This window comes from Salipiger mangrovisoli (genome assembly GCF_015223355.1).
Lineage (GTDB): Bacteria > Pseudomonadota > Alphaproteobacteria > Rhodobacterales > Rhodobacteraceae > Salipiger > Salipiger mangrovisoli.
Genome location: NZ_JADFFK010000004.1, coordinates 105,148 through 128,607, shown reverse-complemented (window position 1 = coordinate 128,607; position 23,460 = coordinate 105,148). Strand labels below are relative to the sequence as shown.

At 67.9% G+C, this 23,460-nt stretch carries 22 protein-coding genes and 2 tRNA genes; 12 read left to right on the top strand and 12 right to left on the bottom strand.

Annotated elements, in window-relative coordinates; genetic code table 11:
* Window positions 1-142: 142 nt before the first annotated feature.
* Window positions 143-796, bottom strand: a complete 654-nt coding sequence (gene fsa, locus IQ782_RS07100) for a fructose-6-phosphate aldolase (RefSeq protein WP_194133926.1) — start codon at window positions 794-796, stop codon at window positions 143-145.
* Window positions 797-903: 107 nt separating this feature from the next.
* Between fsa and IQ782_RS07095 the strand changes: the two genes are divergently transcribed.
* Window positions 904-3,093 carry a primosomal protein N' gene (locus IQ782_RS07095; protein ID WP_194133925.1) on the top strand — a complete coding sequence of 730 codons (2,190 nt, stop codon included), beginning with the start codon at window positions 904-906 and terminating at the stop codon, window positions 3,091-3,093.
* Between the two features lie 3 nt (window positions 3,094-3,096).
* Here the strand turns inward: IQ782_RS07095 and IQ782_RS07090 are convergent, their stop codons facing one another.
* Complete coding sequence (locus IQ782_RS07090; RefSeq protein WP_194133924.1) at window positions 3,097-3,555, bottom strand: Lrp/AsnC family transcriptional regulator; 459 nt, start codon at window positions 3,553-3,555, stop codon at window positions 3,097-3,099.
* A gap of 87 nt (window positions 3,556-3,642) precedes the next feature.
* On the opposite strand from IQ782_RS07090, the gene IQ782_RS07085 reads away from it, so the two are divergent.
* The 3 genes from IQ782_RS07085 to IQ782_RS07075 all read left to right on the top strand — a co-directional run bounded on the left by IQ782_RS07085 (window position 3,643) and on the right by IQ782_RS07075 (window position 7,848).
* Window positions 3,643-4,770 carry a type III PLP-dependent enzyme gene (locus IQ782_RS07085; RefSeq protein WP_194133923.1) on the top strand — a complete coding sequence of 376 codons (1,128 nt, stop codon included), beginning with the start codon at window positions 3,643-3,645 and terminating at the stop codon, window positions 4,768-4,770.
* 81 nt (window positions 4,771-4,851) lie between these two features.
* Window positions 4,852-7,143, top strand: coding sequence for a xanthine dehydrogenase family protein molybdopterin-binding subunit (locus tag IQ782_RS07080; RefSeq protein WP_194133922.1), 2,292 nt, complete (start codon window positions 4,852-4,854; stop codon window positions 7,141-7,143).
* A 252-nt stretch (window positions 7,144-7,395) separates the two neighbouring features.
* Window positions 7,396-7,848 (top strand): CoA-binding protein, encoded by a 453-nt coding sequence (locus IQ782_RS07075; protein ID WP_194133921.1) that lies wholly within the window; start codon window positions 7,396-7,398, stop codon window positions 7,846-7,848.
* Window positions 7,849-8,058: 210 nt separating this feature from the next.
* On the opposite strand, the gene IQ782_RS07070 is transcribed toward IQ782_RS07075, so the two are convergent.
* The 4 genes from IQ782_RS07070 to IQ782_RS07055 form a co-directional block, all read right to left on the bottom strand.
* Window positions 8,059-8,373, bottom strand: coding sequence for a phosphoribosyl-ATP diphosphatase (locus tag IQ782_RS07070; protein ID WP_194134084.1), 315 nt, complete (start codon window positions 8,371-8,373; stop codon window positions 8,059-8,061).
* A 10-nt stretch (window positions 8,374-8,383) separates the two neighbouring features.
* Window positions 8,384-9,142 carry an imidazole glycerol phosphate synthase subunit HisF gene (gene hisF, locus IQ782_RS07065; protein ID WP_194133920.1) on the bottom strand — a complete coding sequence of 253 codons (759 nt, stop codon included), beginning with the start codon at window positions 9,140-9,142 and terminating at the stop codon, window positions 8,384-8,386.
* A gap of 119 nt (window positions 9,143-9,261) precedes the next feature.
* Window positions 9,262-10,821 (bottom strand): bifunctional metallophosphatase/5'-nucleotidase, encoded by a 1,560-nt coding sequence (locus IQ782_RS07060; protein WP_194133919.1) that lies wholly within the window; start codon window positions 10,819-10,821, stop codon window positions 9,262-9,264.
* Between the two features lie 61 nt (window positions 10,822-10,882).
* Window positions 10,883-11,476 (bottom strand): TetR/AcrR family transcriptional regulator, encoded by a 594-nt coding sequence (locus IQ782_RS07055; RefSeq protein WP_194133918.1) that lies wholly within the window; start codon window positions 11,474-11,476, stop codon window positions 10,883-10,885.
* A 112-nt stretch (window positions 11,477-11,588) separates the two neighbouring features.
* Here IQ782_RS07055 and IQ782_RS07050 point away from each other — a divergent pair, with 112 nt between their 5' ends.
* The 5 genes from IQ782_RS07050 (at window position 11,589) to IQ782_RS07030 (ending at window position 14,736) form a co-directional block, all read left to right on the top strand.
* Window positions 11,589-11,816, top strand: a complete 228-nt coding sequence (locus tag IQ782_RS07050; protein ID WP_194133917.1) for a putative antibiotic biosynthesis monooxygenase — start codon at window positions 11,589-11,591, stop codon at window positions 11,814-11,816.
* Window positions 11,817-11,886: 70 nt separating this feature from the next.
* Complete coding sequence (locus tag IQ782_RS07045) at window positions 11,887-12,228, top strand: DUF952 domain-containing protein (protein ID WP_194133916.1); 342 nt, start codon at window positions 11,887-11,889, stop codon at window positions 12,226-12,228.
* A complete protein-coding gene (locus IQ782_RS07040; protein ID WP_194134083.1) occupies window positions 12,228-13,286 on the top strand; it encodes a quinone-dependent dihydroorotate dehydrogenase in 1,059 nt (352 codons plus the stop codon). The genes IQ782_RS07045 and IQ782_RS07040 overlap by 1 nt, the downstream gene beginning before the upstream one ends.
* A complete protein-coding gene (arsC, locus tag IQ782_RS07035; RefSeq protein WP_194133915.1) occupies window positions 13,283-13,621 on the top strand; it encodes an arsenate reductase (glutaredoxin) in 339 nt (112 codons plus the stop codon). The genes IQ782_RS07040 and arsC overlap by 4 nt, the downstream gene beginning before the upstream one ends.
* An 11-nt stretch (window positions 13,622-13,632) precedes the next feature.
* On the top strand, window positions 13,633-14,736 hold the full coding sequence (locus IQ782_RS07030) for a THUMP domain-containing class I SAM-dependent RNA methyltransferase (protein ID WP_194133914.1): 1,104 nt from the start codon (window positions 13,633-13,635) through the stop codon (window positions 14,734-14,736).
* Between the two features lie 62 nt (window positions 14,737-14,798).
* Here IQ782_RS07030 and hisA read toward each other — a convergent pair whose 3' ends face one another.
* The 3 genes from hisA to hisB all read right to left on the bottom strand — a co-directional run bounded on the left by hisA (window position 14,799) and on the right by hisB (window position 16,945).
* The gene (gene hisA / locus IQ782_RS07025; protein WP_194133913.1) at window positions 14,799-15,521 is read right to left on the bottom strand and encodes a 1-(5-phosphoribosyl)-5-[(5-phosphoribosylamino)methylideneamino]imidazole-4-carboxamide isomerase; all 723 of its coding nucleotides are present in this window, start codon (window positions 15,519-15,521) and stop codon (window positions 14,799-14,801) included.
* 104 nt (window positions 15,522-15,625) lie between these two features.
* A complete protein-coding gene (gene hisH, locus IQ782_RS07020) occupies window positions 15,626-16,261 on the bottom strand; it encodes an imidazole glycerol phosphate synthase subunit HisH (RefSeq protein WP_194133912.1) in 636 nt (211 codons plus the stop codon).
* Window positions 16,262-16,357: 96 nt separating this feature from the next.
* The gene (gene hisB, locus IQ782_RS07015; protein WP_194133911.1) at window positions 16,358-16,945 is read right to left on the bottom strand and encodes an imidazoleglycerol-phosphate dehydratase HisB; all 588 of its coding nucleotides are present in this window, start codon (window positions 16,943-16,945) and stop codon (window positions 16,358-16,360) included.
* 145 nt (window positions 16,946-17,090) lie between these two features.
* On the opposite strand from hisB, the gene IQ782_RS07010 reads away from it, so the two are divergent.
* A complete protein-coding gene (locus tag IQ782_RS07010) occupies window positions 17,091-17,327 on the top strand; it encodes an Lrp/AsnC ligand binding domain-containing protein (protein WP_092423852.1) in 237 nt (78 codons plus the stop codon).
* A gap of 151 nt (window positions 17,328-17,478) precedes the next feature.
* Here the strand turns inward: IQ782_RS07010 and IQ782_RS07005 are convergent.
* Window positions 17,479-17,553, bottom strand: a tRNA-Gly gene (locus IQ782_RS07005).
* A gap of 71 nt (window positions 17,554-17,624) precedes the next feature.
* Window positions 17,625-17,699 (bottom strand) — tRNA-Gly (locus tag IQ782_RS07000).
* 194 nt (window positions 17,700-17,893) lie between these two features.
* On the opposite strand from IQ782_RS07000, the gene IQ782_RS06995 reads away from it, so the two are divergent.
* Window positions 17,894-18,409 carry a DUF4405 domain-containing protein gene (locus IQ782_RS06995; RefSeq protein ID WP_194133910.1) on the top strand — a complete coding sequence of 172 codons (516 nt, stop codon included), beginning with the start codon at window positions 17,894-17,896 and terminating at the stop codon, window positions 18,407-18,409.
* A 159-nt stretch (window positions 18,410-18,568) separates the two neighbouring features.
* Here the strand turns inward: IQ782_RS06995 and IQ782_RS06990 are convergent, their stop codons facing one another.
* Entirely contained in the window at window positions 18,569-22,012 is a 3,444-nt protein-coding gene (locus tag IQ782_RS06990) for a pyruvate carboxylase (protein ID WP_194133909.1), read from the bottom strand.
* Window positions 22,013-22,251: 239 nt separating this feature from the next.
* Between IQ782_RS06990 and IQ782_RS06985 the strand changes: the two genes are divergently transcribed.
* A complete protein-coding gene (locus IQ782_RS06985) occupies window positions 22,252-23,430 on the top strand; it encodes a Hint domain-containing protein (RefSeq protein WP_194133908.1) in 1,179 nt (392 codons plus the stop codon).
* The last annotated feature ends 30 nt before the right edge of the window (window positions 23,431-23,460 follow it).

Below are 23,460 nucleotides of genomic sequence, written 5' to 3'. Positions count from 1 at the left end.
CGCCCTTCTTCTCTTTCAAAATACGCACCTCCGGCGGCCGTGGCGGGCGCGGCGCCGGGGAAGGGGCGTGCCGGTCGCGCCCGCGCTGCAAAAAGGCCCGCCTCTTTCGGGGCGGGCCTTTCGTGCATCACGGCGGCTCGGATCAGACGATCTTGATGCCGGCCTTTTCCGCGTCGACCAAGAAGGCGGCAAGGCCCTTGTCGGTCAGCACGTGGTTCGCCATCGCCTTGATCACCGACGGCGGCGCGGTGCAGACGTCGGCACCGATCTTGGCGCAATCCGACATGTGGTTGGCCGAGCGGATCGAGGCGGCGAGCACCTGCGTCTCGTAGCCATAGTTGTCGTAGATCTGACGGATGTCGGCGATCAACTGCAGCCCGTCGAGGTTCAGGTCATCAAGGCGGCCGATGAACGGCGAGATGAAGGTCGCGCCGGCCTTGGCGGCGAGCAGCGCCTGGTTGGCCGAGAAGCAGAGCGTCACGTTGACCATGTTGCCCTCTTCCGAGAGCACCTTGCAGGCCTTGAGGCCGTCCCAGGTCAGCGGCACCTTCACGGCGATGTTCGGCGCGATCTCGGCCAGCTTGCGGCCTTCGGTGATCATGGCTTCGGCTTCGGTGGCGACCACCTCGGCCGAGACCGGGCCCGGCACCATGTCGCAGATTTCCTTGGTGACCTCGAGGATGTCACGGCCAGACTTGGCGATCAGCGAGGGGTTGGTGGTGACGCCATCCACCATGCCGAGCTCATGAAGCTCGCGGATTGCGTCCACGTCGGCGGTATCGACAAAGAATTTCATCTCGGTAAGCCCTCCAGGCTTGGCTTGGCATTCGGTCGCGCCTGTCTTACCTCATGCAGAGAGGGGCGGGAACCCCCTTGGAAATAGCGCTAACGGACCTGCCCTCAATGGATGATTTCTACGACGAAGGCACGCTGATCTCGGTGCTGACCACGCAGCCGCTCGATCGGCTGCTGGACTACAAGGCACCGGCGGGCGGCTGTCCGCAGGGCGCCTATGTCGAGGTGCCGCTCGGGCCGCGCAAGGTGCTGGGCGTGGTCTGGGGGGCGGGGCAGGGCGGCTTCGATCCGGCCAAGGTGCGCGCCGCCTTCCGCATGCTCGACGCGCCGCCGATGCGCGCCGAGCTGCGCGAGTTCCTCGAACGCTCCGCCGATTACACGCTGACCCCGCGCACCGCCATGCTGCGCCTTGCCACCCGCGCGCCGGGGCTCGGAGACGGGCCGGCGATGCGCAAGATCTACCGCAAGGGCGAGGCCGAGCCCGACCGGATGACCGACGCGCGCCGCCGGGTTCTGGAGGTGCTGGACGAGATGGGCGGGCTCTCGCTGACGCTGAAGGAGCTGGCCGATGCCGCCGGGGTGACCTCCTCGGTGGTCAAGGGGCTGGCCAAGCAGGGGGCGGTGCGCGAGGAGGAGGCGCCGCGCGATACGCCCTTCTTCCGGCTCGACCCGGACCACGGCGGCAAGACCCTGACCGAGGATCAGTCCGCGGCGGCCGAGGTGCTGCGCGAGGGGGTTCGGTCGGGGAAATACGGCACGGTGCTGCTCAAGGGCGTGACCGGTTCAGGCAAGACCGAGGTCTACCTCGAGGCGGTCGCCGAATGCCTGCGCAAGGGCCGGCAGGCGCTGGTGCTGCTGCCCGAGATCGCGCTGACCTCCGAGTTCCTGACCCGAGTCGAGGCGCGCTTCGGGGCGCGGCCCGCCGAGTGGCACTCGGGCGTCACGGTGACCGAGCGTCGGCGGGTCTGGCGGCAGGTGGCCGAGGGCGGCGCGCAGCTGGTGGTGGGGGCGCGCTCGGCGCTTTTCCTGCCGTTCCGCGACCTTGGGCTGACGGTGGTCGATGAAGAGCACGACACCTCCTACAAGCAGGAGGAGGGTGTGCTCTACAACGCCCGCGACATGGCCGTGCTGCGCGCCTCGATCTGCTCGGGGCGGGTGGTGCTGGCCTCGGCGACGCCCTCGCTGGAGAGCTGGGCCAATGCCGACGCGGGCAAGTACCAGCGGCTCGATCTGGTGTCGCGCTTCGGCCCGGCGGTGATGCCGCAGATGCGGGCGCTCGACATGCGCGGCGAGGACCTGCCCGGCAGCCGCTGGATCTCGCCCTCGCTGCAGGCGGCGGTGAAGCGGCGGATTGCGCAGGGCGAGCAGTCACTGCTGTTCCTCAACCGGCGCGGCTATGCGCCGGTCACCATCTGCCGCGCCTGCGGCCACCAGATCGCCTGCCCGCATTGCGACGCGCGCATGGTCGAGCACCGCTTCCAGCAGCGGCTGATCTGCCATCAATGCGGCGAGAGCACCGCCAAGCCCGAGAAATGCCCGTCCTGCGAGGTCGAGGGCAAGCTGGCCGCGGTGGGGCCGGGGGTCGAGCGGCTGGCCGAGGAGGCGGCGGAGGTCTTTCCCGATGCGCGGCTGGCGGTGCTGTCGTCGGACCTCTTCGGCTCGGCGCGGCAGCTCAAGGCGGAAATCGAGAAGATCGCCATGGGTGGAGCGGACATCGTCATCGGCACGCAGCTGGTGGCCAAGGGGCACAACTTCCCCAACCTGACGCTGGTGGGGGTGATCGACGCCGATCTCGGCCTGCAGGGGTCGGACCTGCGGGCGGCCGAGCGGACGTTCCAGCTGATGCGGCAGGTGGCGGGGCGCGCCGGGCGGGCCGAGAAGCCGGGCACGGCGCTTCTGCAGACCTTCCAGCCCGAGCACCCGGTGATCCGCGCGATCCTCTCGGGTGACGAGGAGGGCTTCTGGAAGGCCGAGGCGGACGAGCGTCGCATGGCGGGGATGCCGCCCTATGGCCGGCTCGCGGGGGTGATCCTGTCCTCGACCGAGGTGCAGGAGGTCTTCGATCTGGGCTCCGCCATGGCGCGGCAGGACGGACCGCTGCGGCGCATCGGCGCGCAGGTCTACGGGCCGGCACCGGCGCCGATCGCCCGCGTGCGCGGCCGGCACCGGGTGCGGCTGCTGGTCAAGGCGCCGAAGGGCGTGGCGCTGCAGGCGGCGCTGGCGGAATGGGCCGGGCAGTTCCGCCTGAGGGGCGAGCTGCGCATGGCGATCGACATCGACCCGCAGAGTTTCTTCTGAGGCTCAGCTCGACCGGCTCAGCTTCGTGCTGAGGTGGATCAGGCTCTCCGAGCTCTTCACCCCGCGCGCCTCGGCGATCCTGTCGAGCGTGGCATCGAGTTCCTCGGTGCTGCGGGCGCTGACCTGGACCAGAAGATCGACCCGACCCGAGGTCGTATGCGCGGCCTCGACCGCGGGCATCTGGCGCAGACGTGCCAGCACCTCTGGCTGACTGCGCGGCTCGATGCAGACCAGCACCGTGGCGCGGATCGGTGCCCTCAGCGCGGCGCCGCGGCGCAGGGTGAAACCGGCGATGATGCCGCGGGCCAGCAGCCGGTCGATGCGCGCCTGCACCGTGGTGCGCGCCAGCCCAAGCTTGCGGGCAAGATCCGCCACCGGCAGCCGGGCGTCCGCCTCGAGCAGGGCGACGAGCTGGCGATCTGTTTCGTCGATCTGTAGAGATTTATCGTCAATTTGCCTCATCACACCTGACATTCTGTGCCAACTGCCGAGCGGATCCGAGCGTTTTCTGCGCCATGCTGAAAGAAAACCGACAGGAGGCAGTGACCGATGCGGCTCGATCCGACCCTTTCCCCGACGCCGGAGGCCTGGCTCGCGGCCAATGCCCCCGACGAGCCGGTGTTCTTCTTCCACCGCGCACGGCTGATGGAGGTGGCGCGCGAGTTCCTCGAGGGGTTTCCCGGCCTTGTGACCTACGCGGTCAAGGCCAACCCGGCGCCAGAGATGATCAGCGCCCTGCACGCGGCCGGGGTCACCGCCTTCGATGTCGCCTCGCCCGCCGAGATGACGCTGGTTCGGGCCGAGGCGCCGGGGGCGGCGCTCCACTATCACAACCCGGTGCGCTCGGCGGCAGAGGTCGCGGCGGGGCGCGAAGCTGGCTGCCTGTCCTGGTCGGTCGACAGAATGGCGGAACTCGAAAAGCTGGCCGGGCTGCAAGAAGGCACCGAGATCGCGGTGCGCCTCAAGCTGCCGGTGGCAGGTGCGGCCTATGATTTCGGCGCGAAGTTTGGGGCCACGCCCGAGCAGGCAGTGGCGCTTCTTCGGCGGGTCGCCGCGATGGGATTTGTCCCGTCGATCACCTTCCACCCCGGCACGCAATGCGCCAGCCCCGAGCCCTGGGCACGCTACATCGTCGAGGCCGCGGCGGTCGCCCGCTCGGCGGGCGTCATGCTGCATCGTCTCAACGTCGGCGGCGGGTTCCCCGCGCACCGCGATGCGGGCAGGCCGAACCTGCAGGCCATCTTCGACATCATCCGGGACACCACCTTCGGTGCATTCGACATCCCGCCGCAGCTGGTCTGCGAGCCGGGGCGGGCGCTGGCCGCCGAGGCGCTGACGCTGGCGGTGCGGGTGAAGGGCGTGCATGACGAGGCGGTGTTCCTCAACGACGGGGTCTACGGCGGGCTGGCCGAATGGCGAGACATCGCGCCGATGGACCGGGTGCGGGCGGTGCGCCGCTGCGGCACGGAGCTTGGCGGGCCCAAGATCCGCCGCGTGGTCTTTGGCCCGACCTGCGACAGCATCGACCGCCTGCCCGAAACCCTGCCGTTGCCGGGCGCTCTTGCCGAGGGCGACTTTCTGCTGTTCGAGGGCATGGGGGCCTATTCCCGCGCGCTCGTTACCGGCTTCAACGGTTACGGCGTACGCAGAGTGGTGGAAATCGAAAATCAAGACTGAGATCACAGTCTCGGGCGCTGGACTCTGCTGCTGCGGCCTCTACAGTCGCGGCAAATATGCAGTCGCGGGAGGACCAGCCAGATGGAAAAATTCGGCAAGAGCCAGTCGTTCAAACGCAGCGAGGACGTGCGCTTCCTGACCGGGCATGGCCGCTACGTCGATGATATCGCGCCGGAGGGGGCGCTGCATGCCTATGTGCTGCGCTCGCCCGTGGCCCATGCCACGATTGCCAAGCTGGACGTGACGGATGCCCGCGAGATGCCGGGTGTCCACATGGTGGCAACGGTTGATGACCTGGTCGCCGCCGGCATGGACATCTCTATGGATGGCACCGTGATCAAGAACCGCGACGGCAGCAAGGCCGCCGATCCGCTGCGTCCGATGCTGGCCAAGGACCGGGTGCGCCATGTCGGCGAGCCGGTGGCGCTGATCGTCGCCGACTCCATGATCGAAGCCAAGGATGCGGCCGAGGCGATTGTCTTCGATTTCGACGAACTGCCGGTGAACATGGCGCTGGAAGCGGGCGGCGAGGCGATCCACCCCGAGGCACCGGACAACCGCGCCTTCGACTACGGGCTCGGCAACGAGGCCGAGACCGACGCGGCCTTTGCCGCCGCCGCCAAGGTGGTCAGCCTCGAGGTCGGCGACAACCGGGTCATCGTCAACGCCATGGAGCCGCGCGGCGCCTATGCCGAATGGGACGGCGAGAAGCTGCACGTCGCCTTCAACGGGCAGGGCGTCTGGGGCTTCAAATCCGAGCTGGCGCAAGCCTTCGGCCTGCCGGTCGAGCAGATCCGGGTGACCAACCCCGACGTTGGCGGCGGCTTCGGGATGAAGGCTCCGGGCTACCCCGAGTATTTCGCCATCGCCTTCGCCGCGAAGGAGCTGGGTCGGCCGGTGCGCTGGATGTCGGACCGCACCGAGGCGATGCTCTCGGACCACGCGGGGCGCGATCTTGTGACGCTGGCCGAGCTGGCTTTCGATGAAGACAACCGCATCCTCGGCTACCGCAACCACACCCGCTGCAACCTCGGCGCCTACAATTCGAACTTCGGGCAGGCGATCCAGACCGCGCTCTATGCCAAGGTGCTGACCGGCACCTATGACATCAAGGCCGCCTACATGCGGGTCGAGGGCTTCTACACCAACACCACGCAGGTCGACGCCTACCGCGGCGCCGGCCGCCCCGAGGCGATCTACACGCTCGAGCGGATCATGGACCGCGCCGCGCGCGAGCTCGGCGTCGATCCCAGCGAGCTGCGCCGGATCAACTTCGTGCAGGAGTTTCCCTACAAGACGGTGACCGGCGAGAATTACGACGTCGGCGATTTCTCCCGCGTGCTGGCCCATGCCGAGGCGGATGCCGACATCGCAGGCTACCCGGCGCGCAAGGCGGCCACCGAGGCGCAGGGCAAGCTGCGCGGCCTGGGCCTCTGCTACTACATCGAGAGCATCCTCGGCGATCCGGCCGAAGACGTGAAGGTCGAGTTCACCGAGGACGGCGGCGCCGTGATCTACGTCGGCACCCAGTCGAACGGGCAGGGGCACGAGACGGTCTTTGCCAAGTTCCTGTCGGACCAGACCGGCATCCCGGTCGAGAAGATCGGCTTCGTGCAGGGCGACAGCGACCTCATCCCGCGCGGCGGCGGCACGGGGGGCTCGCGCTCGGTGACCACGCAGGCGACGGTGACGCTCACCGCGGTGCGCGACATGATCGCCGGCTTCTCCGAGTTCCTCGCCGGCGAGATGGGCGTGGACCCGGACGAGGTGCGATTCGACGACGAGCAGTTCCGGGCGGATGGCTCGAACCTGCACCCGACCATGCTCGAGGCCGCGGCGCTGGCCCGCGAGAAGGGCCGCGAGGACCTGCTCAGCTGGTCGGCCCGCACCGCGATCGACGCCCGCTCCTACCCCAACGGCGCGCATTTCTGCGAGGTCGAGGTCGACCCCGAGACCGGCGTGACGCAGGTGGTGAAATACACCGTGGTCGACGATTTCGGCAATCTCATCAACCCGATGCTGGCCGAGGGCCAGGTGCACGGCGGGGTGGTGCAGGGGCTCGGCCAGGCGCTGACCGAGCACACGGTCTACGACGAGGACGGCCAGCTGCTGACCGCGACCTTCATGGATTACGCGATGCCGCGCGCCAAGGATTCCCCCTGGATCGCCTTCGATGTCGAGCCCGTGCCCTCGACCGGCAACCCGATGGGGATGAAGGGCTGCGGCGAGGCCGGGACCGTCGGGTCCATGGCGGCGGTGTCGAACGCGGTGCAGGATGCGCTCTGGGAGCGGGGGATTCGCCAGGCCGACATGCCCTTCACACCGCACCGGGTGTGGCAGATGCTGAGCGAGAAGGCGATCGCCGCGGAATGACTCGCCAGCACGTGACGCAAGGAAGGTCAAGATTTTTTCATCACATGATCGCGAGGGGTCTTCACTCTGTGGCATTTTCGCCTATCTCTGATCCAGAGGCGCGGAACTGGAACCTCCGCGACCCCTTCACTGTCCCTCGTTCCGTAACTGGCGTCCGGGTTTTACCCGGACGCTTTTTCTTTCCGTGGGGTCCCCCTGCGGGAGGCCGCGCGGTGGCTTCCTCTTCCCGCGGCGCTGTGACAGGCTGACACCATGAGCTACTCTGACGCTTTCCTGAAAGACATCCTGACCCGGACCCGGGTCATCGCCGTTGTCGGCATCTCCACAAATCCGGTGCGGCCAAGCCACTACGTCTCGCGCTTCCTCTACCAGCGCGGCTACCGGATCATCCCGGTGAACCCGGCGCATGTGGGGCAGACGCTGTTCGGCGAGGAGTTCCGCGCGGGGCTCTCCGAGATCGACGCGCCGGTGGACATGGTCGACATCTTCCGCCGCCACGACGCGGTGCCCTCGGTGGTCGGCGCGGCCTTGTCGCACCTGCCGCAGTTGCGCACCATCTGGATGCAGCTGGGCGTGACCCATGCCGAGGCCGCGGCGCGGGCGGCGGCCAAGGGCATCGACGTGGTGCAGGACCGCTGCACCAAGATCGAATACGAGCGGCTTCTGGGCGCCGGCATGCCGCTGGCCGAGGTGATCGGCGGCTGATCCTTTGCGGGCGCGTTCGGGGCGCGGGTCAGGGGGCTCCGCCCCCGCCGCGCTGCGCGCGTCTCCCCCGGGATATTTGAGCCTAGAAGAAAGCGCGGGCCCCGCAGCGATCAGACGGGTGCGCCGCCTGTGCGTCCCGTCTTCTTCTCTTGAAAAATACGCCGGGGGTGAGCCGCGCAGTGGCGAGGGGGCAGCGCCCCCTGTCGCCGGTCAGCCCTTGGGGCGCGCGGCCTTCTCGGCGATGCCGGAGCGGCCCTGGCGGCGCTCAAGCTCGGCCATGACATCCGTCAGCGGCAGATCGCGCGCGCGCAGCATCACGAGGAAGTGGAAGAGCACGTCGGCGGCCTCGGAGGCGAGCTTCTCGCGGTCGCCTTTCACCGCCTCGATGATCGCCTCGATGGCTTCCTCGCCGAATTTCTCGGCGCATTTCTCGGGGCCCTTGGCGAGCAGCTTGGCGGTCCAGCTCTCGTCGGGCGAGGCGGCGGCGCGGGTCGCGACGATCTCTTCGAGCTTTTCGAGCGTCATCTCGGTCATCTCAGAGCCTCACGGGAACGCCGGCGGCGGCCATGTGGGCCTTGGCCTCGGCGATGGTGTAGGTGCCGAAGTGGAAGATGGAGGCGGCGAGCACCGCCGAGGCATGGCCCTCGGTCACGCCCTCGACCAGGTGATCGAGCGTGCCGACGCCGCCCGAGGCGATCACCGGGATCGGCACCGCGTCGGCGATGGCGCGGGTCAGCGGCAGGTTGAAGCCCGCCTTGGTGCCGTCGCGGTCCATCGAGGTCAGCAGGATTTCCCCCGCGCCCTTGCGCGCCATGGTGATGGCGAACTCGACCGCGTCGATGCCGGTGGCGCGGCGGCCGCCGTGGGTGAAGATCTCCCAGCGGCCCGGCTCGACGGTCTTGGCGTCGATGGCGCAGACGATGCACTGGCTGCCGAAATGGTCGGCGGCCTCGGCAACCACGTCGGGATTGGCCACGGCGGCGGAGTTGAACGAGACCTTGTCGGCCCCGGCCAGCAGCAACGCCCGCACGTCGGCGACGGTGCGCACGCCCCCGCCCACGGTGAGCGGGATGAAGCATTGCTCGGCGGTGCGGGTCACCACGTCGAACATCGTGCCGCGGTTTTCATGCGTGGCGTGGATGTCGAGGAAGCAGATCTCGTCGGCGCCGGCGGCGTCATAGGCTCGGGCGGCGTCGACCGGGTCGCCCGCATCGCGCAGGTCGACGAAGTTGACGCCCTTGACCACGCGGCCATCGGCCACGTCGAGGCAGGGGATGATGCGCGTCTTCAGCATGGGGTCCTGATAGTGCGGAATTTCCGCGGGGGGAAGAGGATGTTGCGGCAACCGGCGGGAATGCGAAGGGGGCGCGCCGTTGCCGGCACGCCCCCGCGTCCTGTCGCCCGGCGGGCGGCTCACTCGGCGATGGTGATCCGGCCGTCGGTATAGGGCTCGTAGGGGGTGCCTGCCGCGATGAACTCGGCCGCCACGTCGGCAAGGTCGGGACCGAAGTCATAAGCCTGCTTGGCGGTGGTGAACATCGCATAGCCGTCGCCGCCGTTGCGCACGAAGTTGTTCGACACGACGCCGTAGGTCTTCGCCTCGTCGAGCGCGGCGTCGCCGACCATCACGTCGGAGATGCGGCTGCCGACCTCGGCCGCGGGGGTGACGGTGAAGCTGATCCCCGAGACCTGCGGGAAGCGGCCGCCGCCCTCTTCCATCTGGCTCACGCCGTTCTCAAGCGCCTCCTTGATCACCGCGCCGGTGACCTGGAAGGTCGAGAGCGTGTTCTGGAAGGGCAGCACGGTGAGCACCTCGCCCATGGTGACCTCGCCCGCGTCGATCGAGGCGCGCAGCCCGCCGCCGTTGGTGATCGCGATCTCGACGCCCTGGTCCTTGACCCGGTCGAGCATGGCGTCGGCCACGAGGTTGCCCATCGGGCATTCCTCGGCGCGGCACATGTCGCGGCTGCCGTTGATCTCGGCGGTCGACTCGCCGATCACCTTGTTGCGGATCTCGTCGAGCGGCTTGGCGGCCTCGATGATGCGGTCCTTGGTGGCGGCATCCTCGGTCACGGCGGCATCCATGATCAGCGGCGCGCCCGAGGCCTCGGTGATGTTGCCCTCGTCGTCGAAGGTGACGTTCAGCTCGCCGAGGAACTTGCCGTAGGCATAGGCCGAGACGATGGCGGTGTCCTTGACCATCGTGGGGTAGGGGCCCGCGGCGCCATCCATGTCGCCGAGCAGCGTGTTCGAATGGCCGCCGACGATCACGTCGACGCCGGTGGTCTCCTCGGCGACCTTGAGGTCGACGTTGTAGCCCGAGTGCGACAGCACGATGATCTTGTTCACGCCCTCGGCGGTCAGCGCGTCCACCTCGGCCTGCACCGAGCCCACCGGATCGGTGAAGACCACGTTCTTGCCGGGGCTCGACAGCTCGTCGGTATCGACCGGGGTGAGGCCGATGAGGCCGATTTTCTGGCCGTCCTTCTCGATGATGGTGGATTTCTTGATCGCGCCCTTCAGCAGGCCCTCGCCCGTGAGGTCGGCGTTGGACATGAGCACCGGGAAGTTCACGGAATCGACGAAGCCGCGCAGCACCTCGGGGCCGTCGTCGAACTCGTGGTTGCCGACGGTCATCGCGTCGTAGCCCATCTGGTTCATCATCTCGGCGGCCAGCTTGCCCTTGTAGTAGGTGTAGAAGAGCGTGCCCTGGAACTGGTCGCCGCCGTCCACCAGCAGGTAGTTGCCGGCGCGCTCCTTGGCCTCGGTGATGGCGGTCTGCAGGCGCGGCGAGCCGCCGAAACACTCGCCCGCGGCATTGTCCTCTTCGCCGCAGGTCGAGTCGTACTTGCTGATCGGCTCGAAGCGCGCATGGAAGTCGTTGGTGTGCAGGATGGTGATCGCATAGTCCGCGCTGGCGGTGCCTGCGGTCAGGGCGAGGGCGGCAGCGCCGGTCAGAAGGCGAAGCGACATCGGGAATCCTCTCTGTCGGGTTTTTCTTATCTTCCGATCCTGCAACGACAATTCCTTTGTGTCAAAGCACGTCGGGTGAAGTTTTCATGGCGCTCCAGCCTTGGCACAGAAGACGGGCAAGTGCCCGGGGGTCGTCGCCTAGTCCGCCCGAGAGCAATTTGTACCAGAGCATCGCGATCACCGCCTCGGCCAGCCGGGCGGGCACAGCGTCCGGGGCAAGTTCGCCGCGGACTCCGGCGCGGGCGACGACCTCCCGAAGGCCCGCAAGGCGCTCTTCCCGGAACTCCGCCAGCGCCTCTGCCACATCGGGCTCGGCCTGGGCGGCGGCGATGATCGATCGGAAGATTTGCCCGGTCTCGCCATGCCAATGCGCGAAGACCTGGGCGAAGACGGCGGTCAGGTCGCCCTCGAGCGTGCCGGTGTCGGGGTAGGCCGCCACCGGCTTGCGGCGCCTGTAGAGCGCCAGCAACAGGGCGCCGCGCGTGGGCCACCAGCGGTAGAGCGTGGCCTTTCCGGCGCGGGCGCGTTTGGCCACGGCCTCCATTCGCAGCCCGGAGATGCCGCTCTCGGCGAGGATCTCCGCAGCGGCGTCCAGAATCGCGGTTTCGGTCTCGGGGTTGCGGCGCGCGCCGATGGAAGCTCGTTTTTCGGTCATCGGGTCCGGATCAGGTGAAGAAAGGGGAACGCCCCTCCCGCATAGCCCTTTACAGGAGAGGCGGCCAGCTCTTATGAGAACGATACGTTCCGTTCCTATAAAGAGACCTCCCATGTCTGCCACGACAGCTACGCCGCGGGTGCCGTCCCGCCTGCGCTTCGCCCTCTTCGTATTCTGCGCGGTCTACCCGTTTGTCACCCTGCTGGCCTATCTGATCGGGCCGCTCACTGCGGAATGGTCGCTCTGGCAGCGCAATCTTCTGCTCGTGCCGATCATGGTCTTCTCGATGGTCTGGGTGATCATCCCGCGCATCCAGAGGCATTGCGGACGCTGGCTCTGAGCGCGGATTTGCTCAACGTGCATTGACTGCGGGGATTGACCGGAACGGGGTTCCACGGCATCAGCCGGTCATGCTGATCTACAAAATCCTCCGGGCCGACGAATGGGCGGCGCTGCAGGCGCAGGGCGAGACCGCCGGTGCGCCGATCGACGTGGCCGATGGCTACATCCATTTCTCTACCGCCGAGCAGGTGCGCGAGACGGCGGCGAAGCACTTCGCCGGGGCTGAGGGGCTTCAACTCCTGTGCTACGAGGCGGAGTCCCTCGGTGACAAGATCACCTGGGAGCCGTCGCGCGGCGGGGCGCTGTTTCCGCATCTCTATTCCGCGCTGCCGCTGGCTGGGCTACTATGGTCGCGCCCGATGCCGCTCGGCAGTGACGGCGCACATGTGTTCCCGGACGATCTGGCATGATGAGATTCCTCGAGAAGGCGGGCCTGCCGCTTCTGCACAAGGTCGATCCCGAGCAGGCGCACGGGCTGGCGATCATGGCGCTGAAGATGGGGCTTGCCCCGGCACCGGGGCTGATCACCTCGGACCGGCTACGCTGCGAACTGGCAGGGCTTCCGCTGCCCAACCCGATCGGGCTTGCCGCCGGCTTCGACAAGAACGCCTCGGCGCTGCAGGGGTTGTCGCGGGCGGGCTTCGGCTTCGTCGAGGTCGGGGCCGTCACGCCCCGCCCGCAGCCCGGCAACCCCAAGCCGCGCCTCTTCCGCCTGACCGAGGACCGGGCCGCGATCAACCGCTTCGGCTTCAACAACGAGGGCATGGAGGTGGTCGCGCAGCGCCTTGTCCAACGCCCGAGCGGCATGGTGCTGGGGCTCAACCTCGGCGCCAACAAGGACAGCGAGGACCGTGCGGCGGATTTCGCCAAGGTGCTGGCGCGCTGCGGCGAGCACCTCGATTTCGCCACGGTGAACGTCAGCTCGCCCAACACCGAGCGGCTGCGCGACCTGCAGGGCAAGGACGCGCTGGCGGCGCTGCTGGGCGGCGTCATGGATGCGCGGGCGAACCTCGATGACCGCATCCCGGTGTTCCTCAAGATCGCGCCGGATCTCGATGAGCAGGGGCTCAAGGACGTGGCCGAGGTCGCCATGGCCAGCAAGGTCGACGCGGTGATCGCCACCAACACCACGCTCTCGCGCGAGGGGCTCTCCTCGCCCTTCGCGTCGGAGGGGGGCGGCATGTCCGGCCAGCCGCTGTTCGAGAAATCCACCCGCGTGCTGGCAAGGCTCTCGGAGCTGACGGATGGGCAGATGCCGCTGGTCGGCGTCGGGGGCATTGGCTCGGCCGAGCAGGCTTACCAGAAAATCCGCGCCGGCGCCTCGGCGGTGCAGGTCTATACCGCGCTGGTCTTCGGCGGGCTCTCGCTGGTGCAGGACATCGCCGAGGGACTGGACGCGCTGCTGGCGCGGGACGGCTTCGCTTCGGTCGAGGAAGCGGTCGGTACCGGCCGAGGGGACTGGACATGATCCTCTGGCACAACCCCCGCTGCAGCAAGTCGCGCGAGGCGCTGGCGCTGTTGCAGGACAACGGCGTCGAGCCCGAGGTGCGCCGCTACCTCGAGGACGCGCCTTCCTTCGACGAGCTGAAGGCGGCGCAGGCCGCGCTCGGCGTGCCGGCGATCGAGATGGTCCGCACCAAGGAAGCCGAGTTCAAGGCGGCGGGCCTGAGCCGGGACAGCGACGACGAGACGCTGCTGCGCGCTCTGGCCGAGACACCCAAGCTGATCGAGCGTCCGGTCGCCATCTCCGGTGCCCGCGCGATGATCGGCCGCCCGCCCGAGCGCGTGCTCGAGCTGCTCTGACGGGACATGTGATGGACAAGACATTCGAGATTTTCCTGGCCTGCGCGCCGGGGCTGGAGCCCGTGCTGGTTGCCGAGGCCAAGTCGCTCGGCTTCGGCCCGCTGAAGCCCGAGCAGGGCGGCGTGTCGTTCCAGGGCGGCTGGCCCGAGGTGGCGCGCGCAAACCTCGAACTGCGCGGCGCGGCGCGGGTGCTGGCCCGGATCGGCGGCTTCCCGGCGGTGCACCTCGCGCAGCTCGACAAGCGCTCGCGCAAGTTCCCCTGGGGTGACATCCTGCGGCCCGACGTGCCGGTGAAGGTCGAGGCACTGAGCCGCAAGTCGAAGATCTACCACGCCGGTGCCGCGAAGGAGCGCATCGAGCGGGCGATCACCGAGGAGTTGGGCGCGCCGCTGGCCGACGACGGGGTGCGCATCCTTGCCCGGATCGAAGAGAATATCGTCTCCTTCTCCGTCGACACCTCCGGCCAGCCGCTGCACCGGCGCGGCCTGAAACAGGCGGTCAGCAAGGCGCCGATGCGCGAGACGCTGGCCTCGCTCTTCCTGCGCGCCTGCGGCTACGACGGGGTTGAGCCGGTGCTCGACCCGATGTGCGGCTCCGGCACCTTCCCGATCGAGGCCGCCGAGATTGCCGCCGGCCTGTTGCCCGGCAGGGCGCGCGCCTTTGATTTCGAGCGGCTGGCGGTGTTCGCGCCCGCCGATCTCAAGGGGCTGAAACGGCAGGAGCCGCTGCGCGCGCCCGGCTCGCTCTACTACGGCTCGGATCGCGACGCGGGCGCTGTGCGCTTTGCCACCGAGAATGCCGCGCGCGCCGGGGTCACCGACTGGACCCGCTTCGCGTGCCGCCCGGTGAGCGAGCTGGAGCGCCCCGACGGCCCGCCGGGCCTCGTCATGGTGAACCCGCCCTACGGCGCGCGGATTGGCGAGAAGGGCCCGCTGCACGCGCTGCACGCCTCGCTGGGCACGGTGCTGAAGGAGAGGTTCGCGGGCTGGCGCGTCGGCATCATCACCACCGAGCCGGGGCTGGCCAAGGCCACCGGCCTGCGTTTCCTGCCCACCGGCGCGCCGGTGGCGCATGGCAGCCTGAAGGTGAAGCTCTACCGCACCGAGCCGCTCTGATCGCCGGAATGAAGAAAGGGCCGCCTCCGGGGCGGCCCTTTGACATTCGGCTCGACTGTTGCTCAGTCTTTGAGCGCGGCCAGCGCCTCTTTGAGATCGATGGCGCCATCGTAAAGCGCCCGGCCCGAGATCGCGCCATTGAGCTGCGCGCCGCAGTCGCGCAGCGCGATGAGGTCCGCCAGCTTCGACACGCCGCCCGAGGCGATCACCGGGATCGAAACGGCGCGCGCCATGGCGGCGGTGTATTCGATGTTCGGCCCCTGCATGGCACCGTCGCGGTTGATGTCGGTGTAGATGATCGCCGCGACGCCGTCGTCCTCGAAGCTGCGTGCCAGATCCACCGCGTCGACGTCGGTCACCTCGGCCCAGCCCTTGGTCGCCACGCGGCCGTCGCGCGCGTCGATGCCGACGGCAACCTTGCCGGGGAAGGCCCTCGCGGCCTCGCGCACCAGCTCGGGCTTTTCGACCGCCACGGTGCCGAGGATGACCCGCGCGAGGCCCTTGTCGAGCCAGCGCTCGATGGTGGCCATGTCGCGGATGCCGCCGCCGAGCTGCGCCGGCACCTTGGTGCGCGCGAGGATCGCCTCGACCGCCGCCGCGTTCACCGGCTCGCCGGCGAAGGCACCGTTGAGATCGACGAGGTGCAGCCAGTCGCAGCCCGCCTCGACGAACTCCATCGCCTGCGCCGCGGGATCGTCATTGAAGACCGTGGCCTTCTCCATGTCGCCGCGCAGCAGGCGCACGGCCTTGCCGTCCTTGAGGTCGATGGCGGGGTAGAGGATCATGGCGCGGCTCCGCAAAGTCTGTGACGGCCCCCTATAGCCGCGCGGGGGCGCGCTTTGCAATGCGCGCGCTGCCCCTGCGAGAGCGGAAGCTCGGCGCGTCGCTGTCAGGGCGCCCAGGTCAGGAAGTTTCCGATCATCCTGAGGCCGGTGTCGGCGCTCTTTTCGGGGTGGAACTGGAAGCCCAGCATGGTGCCTTGCCCGACCACCGCGGTGACCGTGCCGCCGTAGTCCACATGCGCCAGCCGGTGGTCGGGGTTGAGCATGCGCATCTGGTAGGAATGGACGAAATAGGCGTGATCGCCGCTGCTCACCCCGTCCAGCACAGGGTGGGCGCGGTCGATGACCAGCTCGTTCCAGCCCATGTGCGGCACCTTCAGCGCGGTGTCCTCGGGCAGGATCTTTTCGACCTCGCCATCGACCCAGCCAAGGCCCGGCGTCTCCTCGTACTCGAAACCGACGCGGGCCATGAGCTGCATGCCGACGCAGATACCGAGGAAGGGGCGGCCCTTCACGGTGACCGCCTCGACCATGGCCTCGAAGCAGCCGGACTGGCGCAGCGCCCTGGCGCAGGCCGGGAAGGCCCCGTCGCCGGGCAGCACCAGCCGATCGGCCCGTGCCACCACCTCGGGCGAGTCGGTTACCACGATCTCACCGGCGTCTAGCTCGCGCGCCATGCGCTGAAAGGCCTTCTCGGCGGAATGCAGGTTGCCGCTTTCGTAGTCGATGATCGCCGTCAGCATCTCGCCTCCTGTCCGGGCGGCCGGTCCGCCCCTGTTTCTTCTAGGGTCAAATATCCCGGGGAGTGCGAGGGGCAGCGCCCCTCGCTGTCGACGCTGTCAGAGCGCGCCCTTGGTCGAGGGAATCGCGTCCCGCTTGCGCGGGTCGGGCTCCACGGCCTCGCGCAGCGCACGGGCCACGGCCTTGAACGCCGCCTCGACGATGTGATGCGAGTTCACCCCGTCGATCGCCTCGATGTGCAGGGTGATGCCGCCATGGGTCGCCAACGCCTGGAAGAACTCGCGCACCAGCTCGCAATCGAAGCTGCCGATCTTCTCGGTGGGCAGCTGCACCTTCCACACGAGGAAGGGCCGCGCCGACAGGTCCAGCGCCGCGCGCACCAGCGCGTCGTCCATCGGCAGCAGGCAGGAGCCATAGCGGCGGATGCCGCGCTTGTCGCCGAGCGCCTTGGCCAGCGCCTGGCCGATGGCGATGCCGGTGTCCTCGACGGTGTGGTGGTCGTCGATGTGCAGGTCGCCCTCGGCGCGCACGTGCATGTCGATCAGCGAATGCCGCGCCAGCTGGTCCAGCATGTGGTCGAAGAACCCCACACCGGTCTTCATGTCGTAGCTGCCGGTGCCGTCGAGATCGAGGCTGACCTCGATCTTTGTCTCGGCAGTGCTGCGGCTCACCTCGGCCTTGCGCATGGACCATACTCCTCGATGTCTCGCAGCGGCTTATAGGGCGGGGCAGGGCGCGCGCCAAGCCCCGCGCGCATGCCGGTGCGGCCCCGCGCTTGCGGCGGCAGGAACGCTGTGACAGCTTGCGCGCATATCATCGAAAGGCCCCGCCATGACCACCTGCGTCTTCGTCCAGATCCGCTGCAAGCCCGGCACCACCTACGAGGTGGCCGACCAGATCGCGCTCAAGGAGATCCACTCCGAGCTCTACTCGACCTCCGGCGAATGGGACCTGCTGCTCAAGCTCTACATCCCCGAGGGTGCCGACGTGGGCCACTTCATCAACGAGAACCTGATGGTTCCGGGAATCGAGCGGACGCTGACCACGCTGACCTTCAAGGCGTTCTGAGCCGGTACGGGGCGGCCTTCAGGGTCGCCCGTCGCCCGCAGGGCCGCGGCGGAAATCGCCGCGCAAATGCGAATATCCCGGCAGCGCGATCCCGCAGCCGGTCGATTGCACGATGTCCGAGATTTTGTCCTCCGCGAGGGAGGGTGGTGAATGGAGCGGGCGAGGCGATTCGAACGCCCGACCCTTACCTTGGCAAGGTAATGCTCTACCCCTGAGCTACGCCCGCAAACCATTCATCATGTGGGTTTTTCAACCCGTCCGGCCTGTCACCGGTCCGACTTGCGCCGGAGGTCCAACTGGAGCGGGCGAGGCGATTCGAACGCCCGACCCTTACCTTGGCAAGGTAATGCTCTACCCCTGAGCTACGCCCGCTTCCTTGTTGGTGTGGGCGATTTAGAGTTTCCCGCGGACCTCCGCAAGGGGAAAAACGACCTTTCTTCCGGAAATTTCTCGGACCGCGAAAAATCGCAATGAAACGCGACGGAAACCTGGCCGCGTCCCGTGTGATCTTGGGTGCCGCACGTGGGTGTGGTGCCGGTCTCGCCACTTTCGGAGCCAGCCGAGCCATGAAGAGTCTTCTCAATCGCTACGCCACGCCGCTCATCACCGGGCTTTTCCTCGTGTCCCTGATCTCGGGAGTCGCGCTTTTCTTCCACTGGAACTCGGGGTGGTTCCACGGGATGCATGAGTGGCTCAGCATGGTGCTGATCCTGCCCTTCGTGCTGCACCTGTGGAAGAACTGGCGGCCGATGAGCAATTACATACGCAAGCCGGCCTTCGCGCTCTCCATGGCTGCCTCGGCGGCGATGGCGGCGTCCTTCCTCGTCCCGGCCCTGTCGCCGCAAGAGGGGGCCGCGCGCCGGGGCGGGCCACCGCAATTCGCCGCAGCCCAGCTGCTGCTTGCGGGCAGCCTGTCTGAGGTCGCCGCGCTTGCCGATGTGCCGGCGGACCAGCTGGCCGACACCCTGGCGCAGGCGGGATTCGCCGTGGACACAGGGGACGAGAGTCTCTCGGCCATCGCCGAGGCGTCAGGCCGCAGCGAGGTCGAGATACTCGCGACACTGGTCTCGGTGGCCCGCTGAGGACCGCCTCCGGTGGGCGTATTTGTCAAAGAGAAGACGCGGCGCGGGCCCGCCGGATTTCTTCTAGGGGAAAATATCCCGGGGGTGAATTCGCCGCAGGCGAAGAGGGGGCGGCGCCCCCTCTGCTTGCCGTTTCGGCGGGCCGGGGCCCGCGGTTGGTCACTCCAGCTCGATCAGCAGGTCCTTGGCGTCGATCTGGCCGCCGGGCAGCACGTGCACGGCCTTGACGGTGGCGTCGCGCTCGGCATGCAGGCCGGTCTCCATCTTCATCGCCTCGATGGTGAGGAGCAGATCGCCCTCCTTGACCTTGGCGCCCGCCTGCACCGCGATGGTGGCCACGACGCCCGGCATCGGCGCGCCGATGTGGTTCGGGTTGCCGGGCTCGGCCTTGGGCTTGGCGCCGCCCGCCGCCTTGGCCTTGCGGTCGGGCACGCGCACCGTGCGCGGCTGGCCGTTCAGTTCGAAGAACACCCGCACCTCGCCGTCGTCCTGTGTGTCGCCGACGGTGATCAGGCGGATCTCCAGCGTCTTGCCGGGGTCGATCTCGGCGGTGATCTCCTCGCCGGGCTGCATGCCGTAGAAGTAGGTCAGCGTCGGCAGCACGCGCACGGGGCCGTAATCCTCGTGCCGCGCCACGTAGTCGGTGAAGACCTTGGGGTACATCAGGTAGCCGTTGAAGTCCTCGTCGTCGAACTCGACATCCGGGAACTTCGCCGCCAGCTCGGCGCGCAGCGCGGCGAAGTCGGCCGGGGCAAGATGCTTGCCGGGGCGCTCGGTGTTGGGTTTCTCGCCCTTCAGCACCTTCTTGACGATCCCCTTGGGGAAGCCGCCCGGCGGCTGGCCGAGGTTGCCGCGCATCATGTCGATCACCGAGTCGGGGAAGCTGACGTCGCTCTTCGGATCCTCGACCTGCGCGCGGGTCAGCCCCTGGCTCACCATCATCAACGCCATGTCGCCCACGACCTTCGAGGACGGGGTCACCTTGACGATGTCGCCGAACATCATGTTGACGTCGGCATAGGTCTTGGCGACCTCGTGCCAGCGCTCTTCCAGCCCCAGCGAGCGCGCCTGCGCCTTGAGGTTGGTGAACTGCCCGCCCGGCATCTCGTGCAGGTAGACCTCCGACGCGGGGGCCTGCATGCCCGATTCAAATGCCGCGTATTGCCCGCGCACCGCCTCCCAGTAGTTCGAGACCTCGCGGATCACGTCGACGTCGAGCCCGGTGTCGCGCTCGGTGTGGCGCAGCGCCTCGACGATCGAGCCGAGGGTGGGCTGCGAGGTGTTGCCCGAAAGCGCGTCCATCGCCGCGTCCACCGCGTCGACCCCGGCGCGCGAGGCTTCCATGATGGTGGCGATCGCCGCGCCCGAGGTGTCATGGGTGTGGAAGTGGATCGGCAGGCCGACCTCCTCCTTCAGCGCCTTCACGAGCGCGCCGGCGGCGGAGGGCTTCAGCAGGCCCGCCATGTCCTTGAGACCCAGCACATGCGCGCCGGCGTCCTTCAGCTGCTTGCCCATCTCGACGTAGTACTTGAGATCGTACTTCGCGCGCGCCGGGTCGAGGATGTCGCCGGTGTAGCAGATCGTGCCCTCGCAGATCTTGCCGCTCTCGATCACCGCGTCCATGGCGACGCGCATGTTCTCGACCCAGTTCAGCGAATCGAAGACGCGGAAGACGTCGACGCCGCTCTCCGCTGCGCGGGCGACGAAGCTCTGCACCACGTTGTCGGGATAGTTGGTGTAGCCGACGCCGTTGGAGGCGCGCAGCAGCATCTGCGTCAGGATGTTGGGCATCTTGGCGCGGATGTCGCGCAGCCGCTGCCACGGGCATTCCTGCAAGAATCGGTAGGCCACGTCGAAGGTCGCGCCGCCCCAGCATTCCACCGAGAAGAGCCCGGGCAGGTTCGCCGCATAGGCCGGGGCGACCTTGATCATGTCGAGCGAGCGCATGCGGGTCGCCAGCAGCGACTGGTGGCCGTCGCGCATGGTGGTGTCGGTGATCAGCAGCTGCTTCTGCGCCGCCATCCAATCGGCCACGGCCTGCGCGCCCTTCTCTTCCAGCAGAGTGCGGGTGCCGGGCGGCGGCGTCTCGGCGCGCAGTTCGGGGGCGCGGGCGGGCTTCAGCTCGGCATGGGGCTTCGGGCGTCCCTGCACCTCGGGGTGGCCGTTGACGGTGATGTCGGCGATGTAGGTCAGCACCTTGGTGCCGCGGTCCCGGCGCTTCTTGAAGTCAAAGAGATCGGGCGTCGTGTCGATGAACTTCGTGGTGTACTGGTTGGTCAGGAAGGTCGGGTGCTTCAGCAGGTTGATCACGAAGTCGATGTTCGTGCTCACCCCGCGGATGCGGAATTCGCGCAGGGCGCGGTCCATGCGGGCGATGGCCTTCTCGGGGGTCGGCGCCTTGGCGGTGACCTTCACCAGCAGCGAGTCGTAGTAGCGGGTGATCACCCCGCCGGCGTAGGCGGTGCCGCCGTCGAGCCGGATGCCCATGCCGGTGGCCGAGCGGTAGGCGGTGATCCGGCCGTAGTCGGGGATGAAGTTGTTGGTCGGATCCTCGGTGGTGATCCTTGTCTGCAGCGCGTGGCCGGTCAGGCGGATGTCGTACTGGCTGGCCTTGCCGGTGGCCTCGGCGAGGCTCTTGCCCTCGGCGATCATGATCTGCGCCTGCACGATGTCGATGCCGGTCACCTCTTCGGTGACGGTGTGTTCGACCTGCACGCGGGGGTTCACCTCGATGAAGTAGAACTTGCCGCTGTCCATATCCATCAGGAATTCGACGGTGCCGGCGCATTCGTAGTTCACATGGGCGCAGATCTTGCGGCCGAGCTCGCAGAGCTCCTCGCGCTGCGCTTCCGAAAGGTAGGGCGCGGGGGCGCGCTCGACGACCTTCTGGTTGCGGCGCTGCACCGAGCAGTCGCGCTCGTAGAGGTGGTAGATGTTGCCCTGTTTGTCGCCGAGGATTTGCACCTCGACGTGGCGGGCGCGCAGGATCATCTTTTCCAGATAACCCTCGCCGTTGCCAAAGGCCGCCTCGGCCTCGCGCCGGCCCTCGAGCACCTTTTCCTTCAGCTCCTTCGGTCCCTCGATCGGCCGCATGCCGCGGCCACCGCCGCCCCAGCTGGCCTTGAGCATCAGCGGGTAGCCGATCTCCTCCGCTTCCTTGGCGATCGCCTCGAAATCATCGCCCAGCACCTCGGTCGCGGGAATGACCGGCACGCCGGCCTCCATCGCCACCTTGCGGGCGCTGGCCTTGTCGCCAAGCGCGCGCATGGTCGCCGCCTTGGGGCCGATGAAGGTGATGCCGGCCGCGTCGCAGGCATCGACGAACTCGGGATTCTCCGACAGCAGCCCGTAGCCCGGATGGATCGCGTCGGCGCCGGATTCCTTGGCCACCCGGATGATCTCGGGGATCGAGAGATAGGCCGCGACCGGCCCGAGCCCCTCGCCGATGCGATAGGCTTCGTCGGCCTTGAAGCGGTGGAGCCCCAGCTTGTCCTCCTCGGCAAAGACGGCGACGGTCTTCTTTCCCATCTCGTTCGCCGCACGCATGATGCGGATCGCGATCTCGCCACGGTTGGCGATGAGGATCTTCTGGAACTCGGGCATGTATTCCTCCTGAATGTGTGCGAAAAAGCCGCCCTCCTGGCTTCGCATTCCGAACTCAAGGGCATGCCGCGCTGCAGCGCAAGGGGCTTTGCAAATTATGCAAATGTTAGCGCAAGATTTGCAAATCCACCGAAGGTGACCCGACGTCCGTACGCCATTTCTAAACGACATTACATGATCCTGATGCGACAACCCGCTGCCATCAACCAACGCGGACAGCCAGCTCACGGAGGCCCTTCTTGGCGTTTGTCTTCGGAATCATCGAGCTTTCGAGCATCACCGGAACCGACCCGCTCAGCGGCTCGATATCGGATGACACCGCGACCGTGGGGTCCACCGTCGGCGACGTGCTGAGCTTTTCCAGCGCCGCCGACGTGCAGGCGCAGACCGCCGACGGCGACTATCCCGACGACGATGGCGCGCTGTTGACCGCCGCGGTGACCCTGAACGGCGTGACCTACCCCTCCGGCGCCGTGATCGAGGCGGACTGGGAGATCATCACGGTTGACCCGGATACGGGCCATTACTTCCGAATCACCGGTCTCTACATCGGGAACAGCCCGGTTGGTGTCGCGATTTCGCGGGCCTGGGACGCGGGCACGGGCAACTACATCGGTGGAGCGGCAGGAGTCTATCAGCCCGGCACCGATCTGGTGCACATCGATGGCGACGATCTTGACGGTACGCCCAACATTGGAAATTTCGCCACTGACACGGGCTACGCCACCTATGGCAGCCAGCACGGGATCGGCAATGATGCCCATTTGACCGACAGCAACGGCGTGATGCTGTGCTTCGCCGCGGGAACGCTGATCGAGACCGTCAGAGGGGCCGCCCCCGTCGAAACGCTGGACATCGGCGATCTGGTGATCACCGTGGATTCCGGCCCGCAGCCGCTGCGGTACCTCGGTCGCCACATCCTGAGCGGGGAAGACCTCGCTGCCCGGCCGCGGCTGAGGCCCGTGCGTATCCGGGCCGGCGCGCTCGGCCGCGGTTTGCCGAGCAGCGACCTGCTGGTCTCGCCGCAGCACCGGATCTTGCTGCGCTCGCGCATTGCCGAGCGCATGTTCGGAAGCCCCGAGGTGCTGGTCGCGGCGCACCACCTGCGCAGGCAGAGGGGTGTCACATCGATGCACCCTGATGGGGTAGACTACTTCCATCTGCTGCTTGATCGCCACGAGCTGGTGCTGGCCAATGGCACTCCTGCGGAATCCCTGCTTCTTGCCGCCCGCACGTTGCAGGGTCTGCCCGTCGGGCCTTGCCCCGACATTGGCGGCCTGGCCTCTGGGCGCGAGCGCGATGCGCGCGCCTCGGTCCGGCCGCTGGTCATCGGCGCAAGGGTGCGCAGCCTTTTGCGCCGCCACCGGCGCAACCGCCAGGAGCTGATCTGCAGCGGGTTTCGCCCCGCAGCCATCTGAGACCTGCGGCGGGCGCGGCAGGGCGGATCG